This window comes from Enterococcus sp. AZ128, from assembly GCF_051714485.1.
Taxonomy (GTDB): Bacteria; Bacillota; Bacilli; order Lactobacillales; family Enterococcaceae; genus Enterococcus_A.
This window is the reverse complement of the sequence record NZ_JBIORZ010000001.1, coordinates 1,888,363-1,903,094: the sequence shown is the minus strand read 5'-3', so window position 1 is coordinate 1,903,094 and position 14,732 is coordinate 1,888,363. Positions and strand designations below refer to the sequence as shown.

Here is a 14,732-nt window from a genome sequence, read left to right as displayed (position 1 = left end):
TTTTTGAAAAAATGGTCAATGAAGCCGGAAATATATTCTGGATTTGCCAGTCTTGAACGACTGCAGCAGTTTGAAAAAGAAAACCTCTGTTTCGTATGCGACCCTTATTTAGCGGAATCCGACAGCTTAAAGAGAATCTTAGGTTATGTGAAGCGGACCAACCATGTCGAGATTTTTTCTGATATTATTCCAGATCCTCCGATTGAGACCGTAGTAGAGGGTATCGAAAGAATGACGAAAATTCAACCAACTGTGGTCATCGCAGTTGGTGGAGGGTCTGCGATTGATACGGCTAAAGCGATGCTGTTCTTCTACAAACGAACTACCGGCAATAAAGTGAAACGATTTGTTGCGATACCAACAACGAGTGGAACGGGTTCAGAAGTAACAAGTGCTTCTGTAATTACGGATACACAGAACAAAATAAAATATCCGATTTTCCATGAAGCAATCATTCCCCATGAGGCAATTTTAGATGCCAGTTTGGTCATGTCCAGCCCGCCATCAGTTACGGCCTTCAGCGGATTGGATGTACTGACTCATGCAATGGAATCATTAGCTTCAACCAATCGCACCAATTATACGAATGCTTTGGCAGAAAAGGCGACAGAATTGGTTTTTCAGTTTTTGCCAACCTGTGTCAATCAGGGAATGGAGCTAGATGCTCGAATTCAAATGCACGAGGCCTCAACCTTGGCAGGATTAGCTTTTGATGCCGCCGGGTTAGGGGTGTGTCATGCGATTGCGCATCAGGTAGGTGCAAACTTTAAGGTTCCTCACGGATTAGCCAATTCAATGCTGCTTCCTTATGTGATTGAAGCAAACAGCAAAAACAAAGAAACCAGAAAAAATTACGCGAGAATTTCGCGTAAGCTGGGGATCTGTCCACCAAGTTTGCCAGACCATTTAGCTGTTTCGAATTTGTCGCAAGCGGTTCAGCAATTGGCAATCGAGTGTAAAGCGCCGATCAAGCTGAATAGCTTTGGGATTCAGGAAGAAGCAGCACTGCTTGCGGAGGATGTCATCGCAAGCAACGCATTAAATGACATCACCTTCAAAACCAATCCAATTCAGTTTTCAGTGGAAGAGGTTAAGGAAATTTATCGCAACATAATAAAATAATCATTTTTCCTGACAATATTTTACAACTTTAGCTATAAGAAAACCATTATACTATAGATAGGTAAATTGTCAGGATCGTGTCACGAAGGTCGGATTTATTTTTCTGCAGGAAAAATAAACGCATTAAAAGAATAAGGAGGTCAGGTCCTCTTTTCGCAGAATAATTAGATAAAGGAGAATAAAAACGGTTACAAAATTAAAGGCAGGTATGTTTAGAGGAATGATATACGGCATGAAAAACAGACTTATTTTTCTGCAAGAAAAATAAATACATTACTAAGAATAAGGAGGTCTCATAATGAATAGTCCTGTATTTGGAGAATTTTTTGGTACGGTTGTTTTGATCCTTTTTGGTTCAGGTGTTGGTTGTTCGGTCAATCTAAAAGGTACTTTAGCAAAAGGTGTGGGAGCTAGTTGGTTATACATCGCGATGGGCTGGGGTGTGGCAGTTATGCTGGGTGTTCTAGCCAGTGGACATTTTGGTTCACCTGGACATCTGAATCCAGCGGTAACTATTGGCTTTGCCGTAGCTGGTTCCTTTGAATGGGGGCAAGTAGCGCCGTTCATTTTAGCGCAAGTAGCGGGTGCATTCGTCGGAGCGTTGATCGCTGCGATCCACTTTTGGCCGCATTTCCAACAGACGACTGTGGAAGAAGGAAACAGCGTTGGAATTTTTGCGACTGGACCAGCAATTCCAAGCACAGCATTAAACTTAGTTAGTGAAATTATTGCTACTTGTTTCTTCGTATTAGCGATTCAATTAATGCCCGCTGATATTCCTCCAGGTTTACAACCATTGATGCTCGTATTCGTCTTGATCGGGATCGGATTGTCACTGGGATCGACTACAGGGTATGCGATCAATCCTTGTCGTGATTTTGGACCACGATTAATGTATGCATTGATGCCGATTCCAAATAAGGGCGATGCGAATTGGGGTTACGCGTGGATTCCAATCGTTGGTCCAATTATCGGAGCGTGTATCGCAACACTTCTAGTTAAAGGTCTAGGATAAATTAGATAGAATGATCATGGTGAATTCGTTTGACGCTCAATGAGTAGAGGACGAATTCATTATTATTAAGGGGGAAAAATATGGCGAGTAAAATTATGTCTATTAATGCCGGCAGTTCCTCGTTGAAATTTCAATTGTTTGAGATGCCAGAGGAAACGCTGTTAGTAAAAGGATTATTTGAACGAATTGGTTTAGAAGATGAGATGATTTTTTCTTATTCGATGAAGGATGCGAAGGTAAAAACATCCGTCAAAGGAAAAAACCATGAGGCGGCAGTTGATTTTCTGCTTCAGTTTTTATTGGAAAGAGGCGTCGTAACTAGTTTGGATGAACTTTCTGGTGTGGGACATCGAGTGGCTCATGGCGGCGAGGATTTCAAAAAATCTAGTTTAGTGAATCAGGATGCGTTAAGGAAAATCAAGGATCTAAGTAAGCTAGCGCCTTTGCATAATCCAGTCAATGTCGTTGGAATCGAAGCTTTGCAAAAGGATTTGCCGGATTGTCCGCAGGTTGCGGTTTTTGATACTTCTTTTCATCAGACGATGGAAGCAAAGAATTATGTCTATCCATTGCCTTATCGTTTTTATGAAGAAGACAGTGTTCGACGTTATGGTTTTCATGGAACAAGTCATCAGTTTGTTGCAGCTGAGGCGGCTGATTATCTTAAAAAGCCGCTAGAGTCCTTAAAGATCATTTCTTGTCATTTGGGAAATGGCGCGAGTATTTGCGGGATCAAAGATGGCAAGTCAGTGATTACCTCGATGGGGTTCACACCTTTGGCAGGATTGATGATGGGTACACGCTGCGGAGATATTGACCCTTCGATTATTCCATTCTTGCAGAATGAAAAAAATCTTTTGGCTAGTGAGGTGGACAAGCTGATGAATGCTGAGTCAGGCTTTAAGGGCGTGACGGATTTCAGCAGTGATACGCGAGATATCATCAGTGAAGCGAAGAAGGGAAATGAAAGAGCGAAACTTGCTTTGGACATGTTTGCTGGTCGGGTCAAGCAAACGATTGGCGCTTATGCAGCTGAGTTAAATGGTGTTGATGCATTGATTTTTACAGCGGGAATTGGCGAAAATTCTTCGGTTATTCGTGAAATGATTTGTGAGGATATGACTTTCTTTGGGATTCACATTGATCAGAGCAAAAATCAGCAGAATGCGAAAAACATTAGTTCAGAGGATTCTGCTACTCAGGTTATGGTGATTGAAACGAATGAAGAATTAATGATCGTTCGAGATACGTTTGATTTGATTTAATTAAAATAAAGAGAGGTTGTGACAGAAGTTACTTCTGTCACACCGTTTGTTCGGAAAAAGGCCCTGTGACAAGATTTTTGTCACAGGGCTTTTTTTCTATTGGATCAGACTGTCGATCAATTCTGGTCGAGGATTGGATAGGACAATCTTATTGATCAACATTGCTTGCTCCTTTGCCCCTTTTGCGCCAGCTTCGACAGCGGTTTTTACGGAAGCAACGTCGCCTGTTAATACGACGAAGGATTTTCCAGCGATCCCCGTTCCCAGCTGAATGGCTAAAAGCTCGACATCGGCCGCTTTTACGGCAAAGTCAGCAGCAATAATTGAACCTGTCGCAGAATAATATTCTAGAACACCCACTGCATGGACATTCTCTGGAACCTGCGCCATGTTGATCGCTTGGATCACGGCAGGATTAATCCGTGGAATCAGCAGCTGTCCAACGACATAACGTCCACCAAGCTCAACACCGACTGCCATTGAACGTTCGATGGCAGCGACTTGTCCGCAGATCATGATGTAGTATTTTCCAGGACAACTTGCTCTCGCCATGATCAACTTTGCGTCGGCTGCCTTAAGCATATAGTCCACGACCTCGATCCCTTTAGCGATACTGTTTAATTCTAAAAATCCGATCGTATCCATTAATTTCATTCGTTGTCCCTTCTTTCAATCGTAATGCTGCCAGTTATCGCGGTCACAATGCCGTCGATACTGGCGTGAATATCTGCGCCTAGTGCTTTTTCAGGTTTTCTTCCAATCAGGTCGCCGGCTTTGACGTGTTCGCCAATCTGGATGACAGGTTCGCAGGGCGCTCCGATATGCATTTTCAGCGGAATGTCTACCTGATCTGCTTCGTATGCAAGACGCTCTTCGACTTTCACATCGACATATTGTTTCAACCCATCTTTTAGCAAGATTTTCATGGGCGGAACCTTTTGATAATCCCGCATCATTGTTGGCGTAAGCGGCTGATCACTTTTTTGATAGCGAATGCCTTTTTCCGCTAAACGTTGCTTCACATATTTATTGACTTGCCGCGGTAACAGGTCCATTGGGCAAGCAATCGTTTCACAAATACCGCACTCGCAGCAAAGGAGGGCTTCTTTCCAAATTGGATCATCCTCAATATCATCGGGTATCTCTTTGATAGTTAAATGACGCATCACGCGATGAGGATGAATCGGATGCCCGATCTGATAACGTGGGCAAAGTTCGGTACATAAGCGGCATTGGATGCAAGAAGAACGCGCCTTGTTGATCATTTGCGGGATTTCCTTTTCCAGCAACTCATAAATAAAGTCACGTTTTTCCATAATAATAATACCGGAAGTCGTTTTAGTGACGACCTGCTGGGAAAAGTCTTCTTTGGTTCCGGTTTTCCCCATCATTGGTCCGCCGTTGATAAACATGAAATCATCGATCGTTGCGCCGCCAGCTAGAGTCAAGCAGTCATCAAAGGACGTACCGATTGGAACGTCCAAAATTTTTGGTTCCTTGACCGCTCCCGTGATCGTCAATAGCTTATGGGTAACGCTGGCGCCTTGTTGCGCATGATAGATATTCAGCATCGTAGCGATGTTTGAAATCACACAGCCGACTTCGATCGGGATACCTCCAGGAGGAACGGTTCGTCCAGTCACTTCAAACACCATGATCTGCTCGTCTCCTGCCGGATAAAAATTATCCATTTTGAAAATGGAGATCGGGGCATTTTGTGATTGGATCGCGTGCTCCAATGCAGTGATTTCTTTTGTATAATGACTTTTTGTCGCGATTACGATCTGTTCTGCTTCTAATAATTTACCGACTGCTGCGATGGCTTGAACGCATTCATTCGCGTAATGATTCATTACGTAATGGTCTGTTTTCAGAAGTGGCTCACATTCCGCCGCATTGATAATAAAATACTCTGCTTTTGTATTGTATTTTACAGCGGTAGGGAAGCCCGCCCCGCCGCAGCCTACAATACCGGCCGAAGAGATTTGTTCCAGTAGCATATTCGTTCCTCATTTCCTTAAGCTAGAATAATAGCGTTTTCATTCGTAGAGATCAATTGGTGTAAAAAGTTCTTTCGTGTCGTTTGGATCAACGTGCAGGCTTCATCAGTCGAAGTGATACTCTGTCTATTTTTTAGTAATGTCTGGGCCAGCATCATGGAGAGTCCTTTGGCTAAAAAAGCTTCTTCAGGGCTGATCAAACTGTCAAAATCTGGAAACTCACCTAAATTAGCGATTCGATTGATATTCGCCATCGCTAAGTATCCAAGAGAGTCTTGCAGGATTTCTAAAAATCGTTCCTGTTGATTCCCGGCGGCATGATCAGAGAAATAACTGAAATAGGTCTTATTGGTATCCTTGATCACCTGCAATAAGTAGGTACACATTCCAGCGTCGCCCCGAATACTAAAAGCCGCATATTGCGAAAGGATATTCGCTAAGAAATAACCGATGTCATAAGAAAAAGGGCCAGTCATGGTATATTCCATATCGATTACCTTGAAGGATGATTGTGAGACAAAAACATTTGAGGAATGAAAATCACCATGGATCAAACATTCATCCTTGCTGGAAATTCGTTCGATCAATGTTTCCCAGTCATTTTTCACCGCATCATCTTCCAAGATCACCGCTAGGATATCTAGTAGCGCTTCTTGATAAGGGGGTTTCTCCGTATTATTTTTCGGCGGTGGTTTCAGAATGAAATCTGTGATAATCAGCCGCATATCTGAATTTTGAAAGTATGTCTTCAATGCGTGCCAATACTCAGCCGATAATTTTATCTTCGATGTTGCTAAATGTGTTCGTGCCAGATATTCACCGACTTGTTTTCCTAATCGTGGAAACTGATCTCCGCGACAAAGAGAAAAACGCAGGACCGTTAAATAAGAAAGATCCTCCATAATAAAGAGATGCGCCGCAGGATCTGCAAAATACGTTTCCGGAACCATCTGCGGCGCTAAACCAGCCCGCAACTGATAGGTCATGTATTCCAAATAATTCCGTTTAGGATCAATCGGCGCCAGTGAGATACCGCTGGAAATCGTCTCCTTCGAATGCTTGACGATGTAGGCCTGATTGCCTTGCTTCAAGGTGTATAGATAGTTCAAATAGCCATCAACGTATTTGTCTTTTTCGTTGCAAAGAGCCGTCACGATGAGGGGACTAGTTTTGTTAAAAAGGGTGGTTCGCTGGGTTAAGTATCCCGCTAACGTCTGTTCACTAATCTCCATCGTATTCCTCCTGTTCGAAATAGTGAATGTAGGTGTTTTAAGATAGAAGGAATCCCGCAAGAATCCTATCCTATCAATAATTTTATCGAATAGCGGGATGGAAATATATAATAAAAATATGCACTAACCGCTCAGTCTGCGGAAAGCCTTTGAGGGCTTGGATCAGCGAAAAGATGCAAAAAAAGTGAGCAAAAAAATACAATAAAAAAACCGTTTTCAAATAGAAAACGGCTTATAGCTCATACATTGCTTCTTCGTAATTCTCTACATAATAACGGAAATTTTTCCTGCCGCGACGAACGACCGTGTGACCTTCAGCCTCAAGTTTTTTGATTTGGGCCTCCACACCGCCAGGAAATTTTGGATTGATTTCTCCTTTAGCCTTTAGCGTTCGCCAGTAAGGCGTTAAATCTGTGTCCCGCTGTTCGCTTGCCCAAGCAGCAATCGAGATAAACGCACCGGCTGTAATCGGTTCGGTAAAATCACCGTCATTCTGTTTTGCCAGATAGTCTCTAATTACACTCGTGGTAATGATTTTTCCTTCGGGGATTCTTTTCATGATCGCATCGTAATCCAACGGGGGTGCGAAATACATCTTAGTTCCGCCATATCGTTTGATCGTTGCTTCATCGGTTACGATCTGCATTTTGGGCATTCCTTTATCCTCATTCATCATCCCATTGAAATCTTTCTGATCCTCATTTGCCATGAGGGTCACCTCCTAACTTATTGATTGGTTAGTTATTACGCGCGCAATTCCTAGTACTAGTGTACCCAGTATGAAATTATCCTGCAATGAGACAGTTTATTTTTTATGAAAAAAAGTTGGGATATTTTTATCCAATTTTTCGGCTGTCGCTACGATCAAAAGTTCTTCGAGCGCCGACAAACTGCCGCAGATCAATAGAAGGATACCAAAAGGGTTGATTGGAAGGACCAACAAAAGAATAGGAGACAAGAAAAGCAGCAGGCCTGTCAACTTATTCAAGTATGTATGCAGACTCGCAAACTGACGGAAACGAAAATAACCGATCAAGTAAGTAAAACAGCGAATCAAGACAATGATCAAAGCACCCCACAATAAAAAAGCCGGGAGTTTGATCGTAAAGATTATTTTCAGTACGACAACGATAAAAAAGATCAGGTCAGCCAAGCTATCCAATAACGTTCCGAAGCGGCTGGTCCAATTCATTTTCCGAGCAAGCCAACCATCGAGGATATCAGTGAAGCCTGCAAAAAAGTATAACGGGAAGAACAGCTCGTTTGGGACAAAAGGGATCAATAGTGAAGCGCAGATCCGAAAAATAGTGATGACATTTGGAATGTAGTGCATAAAGAAGCTCCTTTTTACTCATTTGTTAAAAATAAATCAGAAAACGAGTATCCATTTTGAAAGATAACTTAACTTTAGCATGTTCTTAGCGCGTTTGAAATCAAATTGAAATCAAAATGCAATCAAGTTGTGCTACTTTTGTTAAAAAGGATAAGGGGAGGAAGAAATGACGACGACATTGATAATTGATCATCCGTGGAAGGGCAGCTTCAATCACGGGATCTTGAACAAGCTGATTGCGGGATTAGAACAGGAGCAAAAGCTCTATCAGGTAATTGATTTAAATAAAGACGGCTTTAATCCGGTCATGTGTGAGGAAGAACTGGCTGGCTATCAAAGTGGTTCGGTTTTAGATCCATTAGTCTTGCACTACATGAGTTTGCTGCGGGAAACAACGCAGCTAGTATTGATTTTTCCTATTTGGTGGTACAGTTCACCCGCAAGTTTAAAGGGCTTTCTTGATAAAGTTTTGTTAAACGATTTCGCCTTTTTCGATGGCGGGAATGGCATTCAGCCGCTTTTGTCAATTGACTCGGTCACTGTCTTCACTACCTCGGATCAGCCCACCGACGGCTTAGAGAAACGCTGCACGCGCAGCTATAAGCATCAGCTGACGACGACCTTAGAAGATGTTGGGATGCGGAACATTTCTTGGTATCATTTGGGCTCGGTGAAAAATTTAGGCGATGAAGAACGCCAGGAGTATCTTAATTCCGTTTATGACAAAATGTAAAAATGATTCGAAGCTCACGGATGTTGAGTTTCGAATCATTTTTTTGGTTAATTTATAACTAATTTTGCCAGAATGGTGTCGATTTTAGTTTGTTCATCTGGACTGAATGCTAGATTATTTAAGGCTTTTAAGTTGTCTTCTAATTGGCTGACGCGAGAAGCACCGATCAAGACACTGGCCACAGTCGGTTGGCGCAAATTCCAAGACAGCGCCATTTCTGCTAAGCTTTGCCCCCGTTTTTCGGCAAGTTCATTTAATTGAGTAACGACATCTAAGGTGGCGTGAACTCTTTCCTCAGTTAAAAAAGGACTGCCGCTGTGGGCGCGTGAATCTTCTGGCACGCCATTTAAGTAACGCCCGGTAAGCAAACCTTGTGCTAATGGGCTGAAAGTGATGGCACTTAGTCCTTCATCAGCTAATACATCGGTTAAGCCGTCTTCGATCCAGCGATCAAACATGTTGTAACGCGGCTGATGAATGATGAAAGGCGTTTTCAGTTCATGGAAGATTTTTGCGATTTCAGCCGTTTGTTCCGCAGAATAATTCGAAACGCCGACATATAACGCTTTTCCTTGATGAACGAGCTGATCTAAAGCAAGCGCCGTTTCTTCAAGCGGAGTATCGGGATCTGGACGATGGGAATAGAAAATATCCACATAATCAAGCCCCATCCGTTTCAGACTTTGATCACAGCTGGAAATAATAGACTTTCGAGAACCCCATTCGCCATAAGGCCCGGGCCACATATAGTAGCCGGCTTTTGAAGAAATGATCAATTCATCGCGATAGGGAAGCAAATCCTCTTTTAAGATTCGACCGAAATTAGTCTCAGCAGAACCAGCTGCCGGACCGTAATTATTTGCCAGATCAAAATGGGTAATCCCGTGATCAAACGCCGCTTGGATGATCGCGCGTTGATTTTCAAAAGGGTCCACATCGCCAAAATTATGCCATAGCCCTAATGAAATTGCGGGAAGCTTCAGTCCTGATTTGCCGACGCGGCGATAGACCATTTTTTCATAACGTTGCTCATTTGCTAAATACATAGATGTCCTCCTGATTTGTAATTTGTAAAACGCTTACTTGAGATTATCCGCTTTTACTCAAGAAAGTAAAGCAAAAGCGTAAAAGTCAATGAATTGGAGCAACTTATGGAACCATTATTTCTTTTCAAAATCGTCGTGGTATTCTTTTAGAACAGCGAGAATTTCTTGACCAATCAACTGATAGTTCTTCGTGGATAGGTTAGCTTCAGAAACGCGCAGTTCACCAGCAGTTGTTCCGAAGCCTACACCATCAATCAAAATGACGCCTTCCTTCTCAGCTAAGTTTACGAGAAAGTCGAGGTACTCGAAGTGAGAAGCTAAATAATTGCGAAAGGCTGCTCCATATTTTGTTTCTGCCAGCTCGTAAATATTGATCAGTGAGTAATATTTGGCGTTTTCTTTAGAATCGTCAACCGGAAGTTGTAATGCTGTGTGCAGATCATTGTACCGTTGGGCAACGATTTCCCGTGAAGCTTCAATATAAGGATCGGGCTCGCCTGCGACTAAATGTGTCAACGCAAACAGCACTTCCATGATTTGCTGGGGTGTTGATAACCCTGCTGTATGATACAAGCCGATTGAACGACTGTCAGCGACTAGCCTTTCAATGAAAGGCAGCTTTTCAGGCGCCACCACGACTAAGTCATAACGTCGATTCAGCATGTCACGGTCTGAATCAGGTAATTGCCGAATCAGACGATCAAAAACATTCTCTTTGTGGGCAGCAATCAAACCTACTCGCCAACCGGTCGCACCAAATAATTTTGAAAAAGAGTAGACTAGCAAAGTATTATGAGGTACAACAGCATAAATAGTTTGAAAGTCTTCGACAAAAGTTCCATAAACATCATCTGTGATAATCATCAAATCTGGATTTTTTTCGACAACTTTTTTAATTTCCGCTAAGTCTGATGTGTTAAGCGCCTTTGAGCCGGGATTGCTAGGATTGACCATAAAAAAGGCTTTCAGTTTAGGATCGGTTAACTTATCAATTTCTTCTGGCAATAACTCCCAATTCGTTTCTTCCGTAGATTGCAAATTTATCTCGATCAAGTCATAATCCGCTAATTCGGGAATTTGCAGATAGGGAGTAAAAATAGGTGTATTGAGAGCGATCCGATCACCGGGCTGAATCAATTTGTTTTCCTTCAAAGATTGAAAAATATAAGCAATAGCAGCAGTTCCGCCTTCTGTTGGGAAAATCGTTGTTTGATCGGCCAATGACACACCGTTGTAAAGGGTGGACTCTAAATAGTGATTCAAGATAATTTCGCTATTCTTTAACACGCGACTAGGAACGGGGTAATTATTTCCAAGCACACCGTCAGCCAGTTCCTTGACCCATTCCTCGCCGTCGATCCTTAAGTGATCTGTATATTCTAGAATGTCTAATAAGAATTGATCTGTTTCATTTGATTCAGGTGACAAAAATTGCGTGAAGCGTTTCAATATACCGCTTGTCTCCGGGGTACCGATCAAATCGCCTTGAAATAGTGTGCGTTCAGACTCGCTGATGCCAAATTCCACAAGACGATTAAAGGCAAGGCGCGCTTTCTTATTGATCCAGTTTGGGTTTCCTCTTCCAGCATTCAAAAAGACGTTCTGATGTTGATTTTTTTTGGCTAACGATAACATTTGATCACTGATTTCAAAAGAACCAAGTTGTTCTAATTTTTTCTCATCCGATGTTTTCATTTTGTTAGGCCACCTCCAAAGCTAGCGTACCGCGTCGTTAAGCTTTAAGCAAATGAAAGCCGTAGTTTCTTGGTTACTAGATGGGTTAGATAAATAATCAAAGAAGACCAGCTTCGCCAAAATCTCAAAAGTTTCTTTAAAATTTCGACGTAGGGCATTGGGATGGTCTTGCACTGCTATCTTTTTATCGTTACACTGGCTAAGGACATTAAAAAACGCTGAGGTCAGTTTAGAATTTTTTGGATTCGTACATGGCGTGACAATTAAGAAGCATTTTTGAGCCTTTAAAAAATGTTTACTTGGAAACGAATTAGGAGGACTTATTTTTTTATGGAAAACGAGAAAGTGACACAGCCGAATAAAAGCGACTGGTTTTTACGCTTCGTTAAAGGAATGTTTATCGGCTCTGGATTTATTTTACCGGGTGTCAGCGGCGGAGCGCTGGCGGCAGTTTTTGGTATTTATGAACGCATTATTTCATTTTTAGCTCACATTACAAAAAACTTCAAAGAAAATGTCTTGTTTTTTATTCCAGTCGGATTGGGCGGCTTAACAGGGGTATTCGTGTTATCCTTTGCAGTCAGCTTTTTACTGGGAGAATTTGAAACGATCATGCTTTGGTTCTTTGTCGGGTGTATTATTGGGACCGTCCCAGCATTATGGAAAGAAGCTGGGAAAAAGGGCCGAGAAACAAAAGATTATGTTATTATCGCTATTAGCTTTGTCGTAGGATTCTTGTTCTTGTGGAAGGGTTCGAGCTTGTTTGGAACGGTCGATCAAAACTTCTTCACCTGGATGATCGCAGGTGCGTTGATTGGTTTAGGCTTGATCGTGCCGGGACTTAGTCCGTCAAACTTTTTAGTTTATATGGGCATGTACAAAGCGATGGCGGATGGCTTCAAAACGGTCGATATGGGTGTGATCATTCCGATCGGGATCGGTGGATTAGTGACAGTCTTGAGCTTATCTAAAGTGATGGATTGGGTTTTCAGTCGTTATTATGCACCAATGTATCATTTTATTTTGGGCATTGTTTTTGCTTCGACGGTCATGATCGTGCCGACGGATTATAGCGGCATCGGCTTCCTTGGTTTCCTTGGCTGCGCGGTTTTATGTGTTTTAGGTGCGGCATTAGGATGGTGGATGAGTCGTCTGGAAGAACGCTACGTTCCAGAGGATTAAAAAAAGAATTTGAAATTAAGGCTTGCAATTTTGATTAGAAGTCTTTAATATGGTGGTAAGCATTTGGAATAGTAATAAATTTTATTGGCAGCAGAGAGTTGATTCACCGTCTGAAAGATCGACACGCCCGCTGAGATTTATGAACCTACCAAAGTTGATTGTTGTGAAAACAGCACGCGACTCTAGCGTTATTGGAGCTGAAAGTTGGGTCAACACGTTTGGCCAAGCAAGGTGGTACCGCGAAATTATCCGTTTCGTCCTTACAATTGTGTAGGGACGGAACGGTTTTTTTTATTTTTATTTTCTAGGAGGATGCATGAATGACAAACTTACAAAAAGAAGATTTTTCTAAATGGTATTTACAAACAATTCAAAAAGCTGACTTGATGGATTATTCACCTGTTCGTGGTTGTATCATCTTTAAAGCCGATGGCTGGGAATTATGGGAACATATTCAAGAGGATTTTAACAAATACCTGAAAACACAAGATATTCGCAATGTTTACTTCCCAATGCTGATCCCTAAACATTTCTTAGAAAAAGAAGAAGAGCACGTAGAAGGATTTGCGCCAGAGTTGCCATGGTTGACGAAAGTCGGCGACGAAGAATTGGAAGAACCGTATGCATTACGTCCGACATCTGAAACATTGATCGGCGATGCGTTTTCTAACTGGATCAACTCTTACCGTGATCTTCCATACGAAATCAACCAATGGGCGAACGTTTTCCGTTGGGAGAAAAAGACGATGCCTTTCTTACGTACATCAGAGTTCTTATGGCAAGAAGGACATACAGCGCATGAATCAGAAGAAAATGCGCGCGAACGGACAATGGCAATTTTAGAAGCCTATGCGACATTGATCGAAGATACATTAGCTATTCCAGTATATCGCGGACAAAAAACACCGTCTGAACGTTTTGCTGGTGCCGTAGATACGTATTCTGTAGAGGCAATGATGCGTGACGGAAAAGCCGTCCAAGCAGGAACGTCTCATTACCTTGGTCAAAACTTTGCGGAAGCCTTCGATATCAAATTCTTGAACCGCAACAACGAACACGAGCATGCCTATACAACTTCATGGGGAATCTCTACTCGTTTGATCGGGTCATTGATTATGGTTCACGGGGACGAACAAGGGTTAGTATTACCGCCAAAAGTAGCGCCAACTCAAGTTATCTTGGTTCCAGTCGGCCCTTGGCAAAAGAAACCCGAAATCTTAGATCGCTTGAAGGAATTAAAAGCAACGTTAGCGGCGAAAGGTTTGCGTGTTCGTATTGATACAACTGACAATACACCAGGTTTCAAATTTAATGAATGGGAACTAAAAGGCGCGGCTCTCCGTGTTGAATTTGGTCCTCGTGATTTAGAAAATAACCAAGCAGTCATCAAGATGCGTGATCTAGACGACAAAGAATCGGTGTCATTAGACGGCATTGAAGAGTACATCGTTGATCAATTGGATGTTATGCAAAAACGTTTATTCGAAAGCGCGCAAAAACGCTATGAAGAGAATGAACATACTGATATTGAAACATTAGACGAATTGAAAGCCCACATCGAAAAATCAAAAGAAGCCGGCGAAACGCCAGGATTTGTTTTGATCGGTTGGGATGGTACCGAAGAGACTGAAGCTAAGATCAAAGAAGAAACTGGCTTCACGACAAGAAACATTCCATTCAATCCGCCTGTTGAAAAAACAGTCGACATTGTTACTGGAAAGCCTGCGAAACATACTGTTTGGATCGCGCGCGCTTATTAATTTGAGGAAGTCCGCCACAGTATCACTTTTAGATAAATAAGTTTTTGCAATTACTGTTAAATCAATCAGCCACCAGTAAGCAGGACGGTCGGGAATTTGGTTTCCCAAAAGGTTGATCTGTGCGGTTATATTCTTAGAGCCTGGGGCGATCAAAGACATTTGATCGGCTCAGGCTTGTTTTTGTCAGTTACACTTTTCGCAGTTTATTTAGTGTGAGAATTTAATCGATGATTTAGAACGAATTATTGATCAAGATGTCTAGTGTAATGATATGCGTGACGAAAATAAAACTAACTTTTTTTCGCTTTTTGAAAAAAGTTACTACCTTAATAAGAGTTAGCTGCCAAGC

Annotated in this window: 13 protein-coding genes; 6 read left to right on the top strand and 7 right to left on the bottom strand. The window is 42.1% G+C overall.

Features of this window, described 5'->3' with window-relative positions:
* The first annotated feature begins 3 nt into the window (after positions 1-3).
* From IGI38_RS09295 to IGI38_RS09285, 3 genes are all read left to right on the top strand, one after another.
* On the top strand, positions 4-1,122 hold the full coding sequence (locus IGI38_RS09295) for a 1-propanol dehydrogenase PduQ (RefSeq protein WP_438729089.1): 1,119 nt from the start codon (positions 4-6) through the stop codon (positions 1,120-1,122).
* Positions 1,123-1,420: 298 nt separating this feature from the next.
* Positions 1,421-2,137, top strand: a complete 717-nt coding sequence (locus IGI38_RS09290) for an MIP/aquaporin family protein (protein WP_438729087.1) — start codon at positions 1,421-1,423, stop codon at positions 2,135-2,137.
* Positions 2,138-2,217: 80 nt separating this feature from the next.
* Positions 2,218-3,402, top strand: a complete 1,185-nt coding sequence (locus IGI38_RS09285) for an acetate/propionate family kinase (RefSeq protein WP_438729085.1) — start codon at positions 2,218-2,220, stop codon at positions 3,400-3,402.
* 96 nt (positions 3,403-3,498) lie between these two features.
* On the opposite strand, the gene IGI38_RS09280 is transcribed toward IGI38_RS09285, so the two are convergent.
* From IGI38_RS09280 to IGI38_RS09260, 5 genes are all read right to left on the bottom strand, one after another.
* Entirely contained in the window at positions 3,499-4,056 is a 558-nt protein-coding gene (locus tag IGI38_RS09280; protein ID WP_438729083.1) for a BMC domain-containing protein, read from the bottom strand.
* On the bottom strand, positions 4,053-5,402 hold the full coding sequence (locus IGI38_RS09275) for a 4Fe-4S dicluster domain-containing protein (protein WP_438729081.1): 1,350 nt from the start codon (positions 5,400-5,402) through the stop codon (positions 4,053-4,055). The genes IGI38_RS09280 and IGI38_RS09275 overlap by 4 nt, the downstream gene beginning before the upstream one ends.
* A 17-nt stretch (positions 5,403-5,419) precedes the next feature.
* Positions 5,420-6,634, bottom strand: coding sequence for a phosphotransferase (locus tag IGI38_RS09270; RefSeq protein WP_438729079.1), 1,215 nt, complete (start codon positions 6,632-6,634; stop codon positions 5,420-5,422).
* A gap of 232 nt (positions 6,635-6,866) precedes the next feature.
* Positions 6,867-7,343 carry an MGMT family protein gene (locus tag IGI38_RS09265; RefSeq protein ID WP_438729077.1) on the bottom strand — a complete coding sequence of 159 codons (477 nt, stop codon included), beginning with the start codon at positions 7,341-7,343 and terminating at the stop codon, positions 6,867-6,869.
* 96 nt (positions 7,344-7,439) lie between these two features.
* Positions 7,440-7,967, bottom strand: coding sequence for a CDP-alcohol phosphatidyltransferase family protein (locus IGI38_RS09260; protein ID WP_438729075.1), 528 nt, complete (start codon positions 7,965-7,967; stop codon positions 7,440-7,442).
* A gap of 166 nt (positions 7,968-8,133) precedes the next feature.
* Here IGI38_RS09260 and IGI38_RS09255 point away from each other — a divergent pair, with 166 nt between their 5' ends.
* Positions 8,134-8,700, top strand: a complete 567-nt coding sequence (locus IGI38_RS09255; RefSeq protein ID WP_438729073.1) for an NAD(P)H-dependent oxidoreductase — start codon at positions 8,134-8,136, stop codon at positions 8,698-8,700.
* Between the two features lie 47 nt (positions 8,701-8,747).
* On the opposite strand, the gene mgrA is transcribed toward IGI38_RS09255, so the two are convergent.
* Together mgrA and IGI38_RS09245 are read right to left on the bottom strand one after the other, a co-directional pair.
* Positions 8,748-9,746 (bottom strand): L-glyceraldehyde 3-phosphate reductase, encoded by a 999-nt coding sequence (mgrA, locus tag IGI38_RS09250; RefSeq protein WP_438729071.1) that lies wholly within the window; start codon positions 9,744-9,746, stop codon positions 8,748-8,750.
* A gap of 114 nt (positions 9,747-9,860) precedes the next feature.
* Entirely contained in the window at positions 9,861-11,441 is a 1,581-nt protein-coding gene (locus tag IGI38_RS09245) for a bifunctional aspartate transaminase/aspartate 4-decarboxylase (protein WP_438729069.1), read from the bottom strand.
* A gap of 330 nt (positions 11,442-11,771) precedes the next feature.
* On the opposite strand from IGI38_RS09245, the gene IGI38_RS09240 reads away from it, so the two are divergent.
* Both IGI38_RS09240 and proS read left to right on the top strand, forming a co-directional pair.
* On the top strand, positions 11,772-12,623 hold the full coding sequence (locus tag IGI38_RS09240) for a DUF368 domain-containing protein (RefSeq protein ID WP_438729067.1): 852 nt from the start codon (positions 11,772-11,774) through the stop codon (positions 12,621-12,623).
* 320 nt (positions 12,624-12,943) lie between these two features.
* Entirely contained in the window at positions 12,944-14,383 is a 1,440-nt protein-coding gene (proS, locus tag IGI38_RS09235; RefSeq protein ID WP_438729065.1) for a proline--tRNA ligase, read from the top strand.
* The last annotated feature ends 349 nt before the right edge of the window (positions 14,384-14,732 follow it).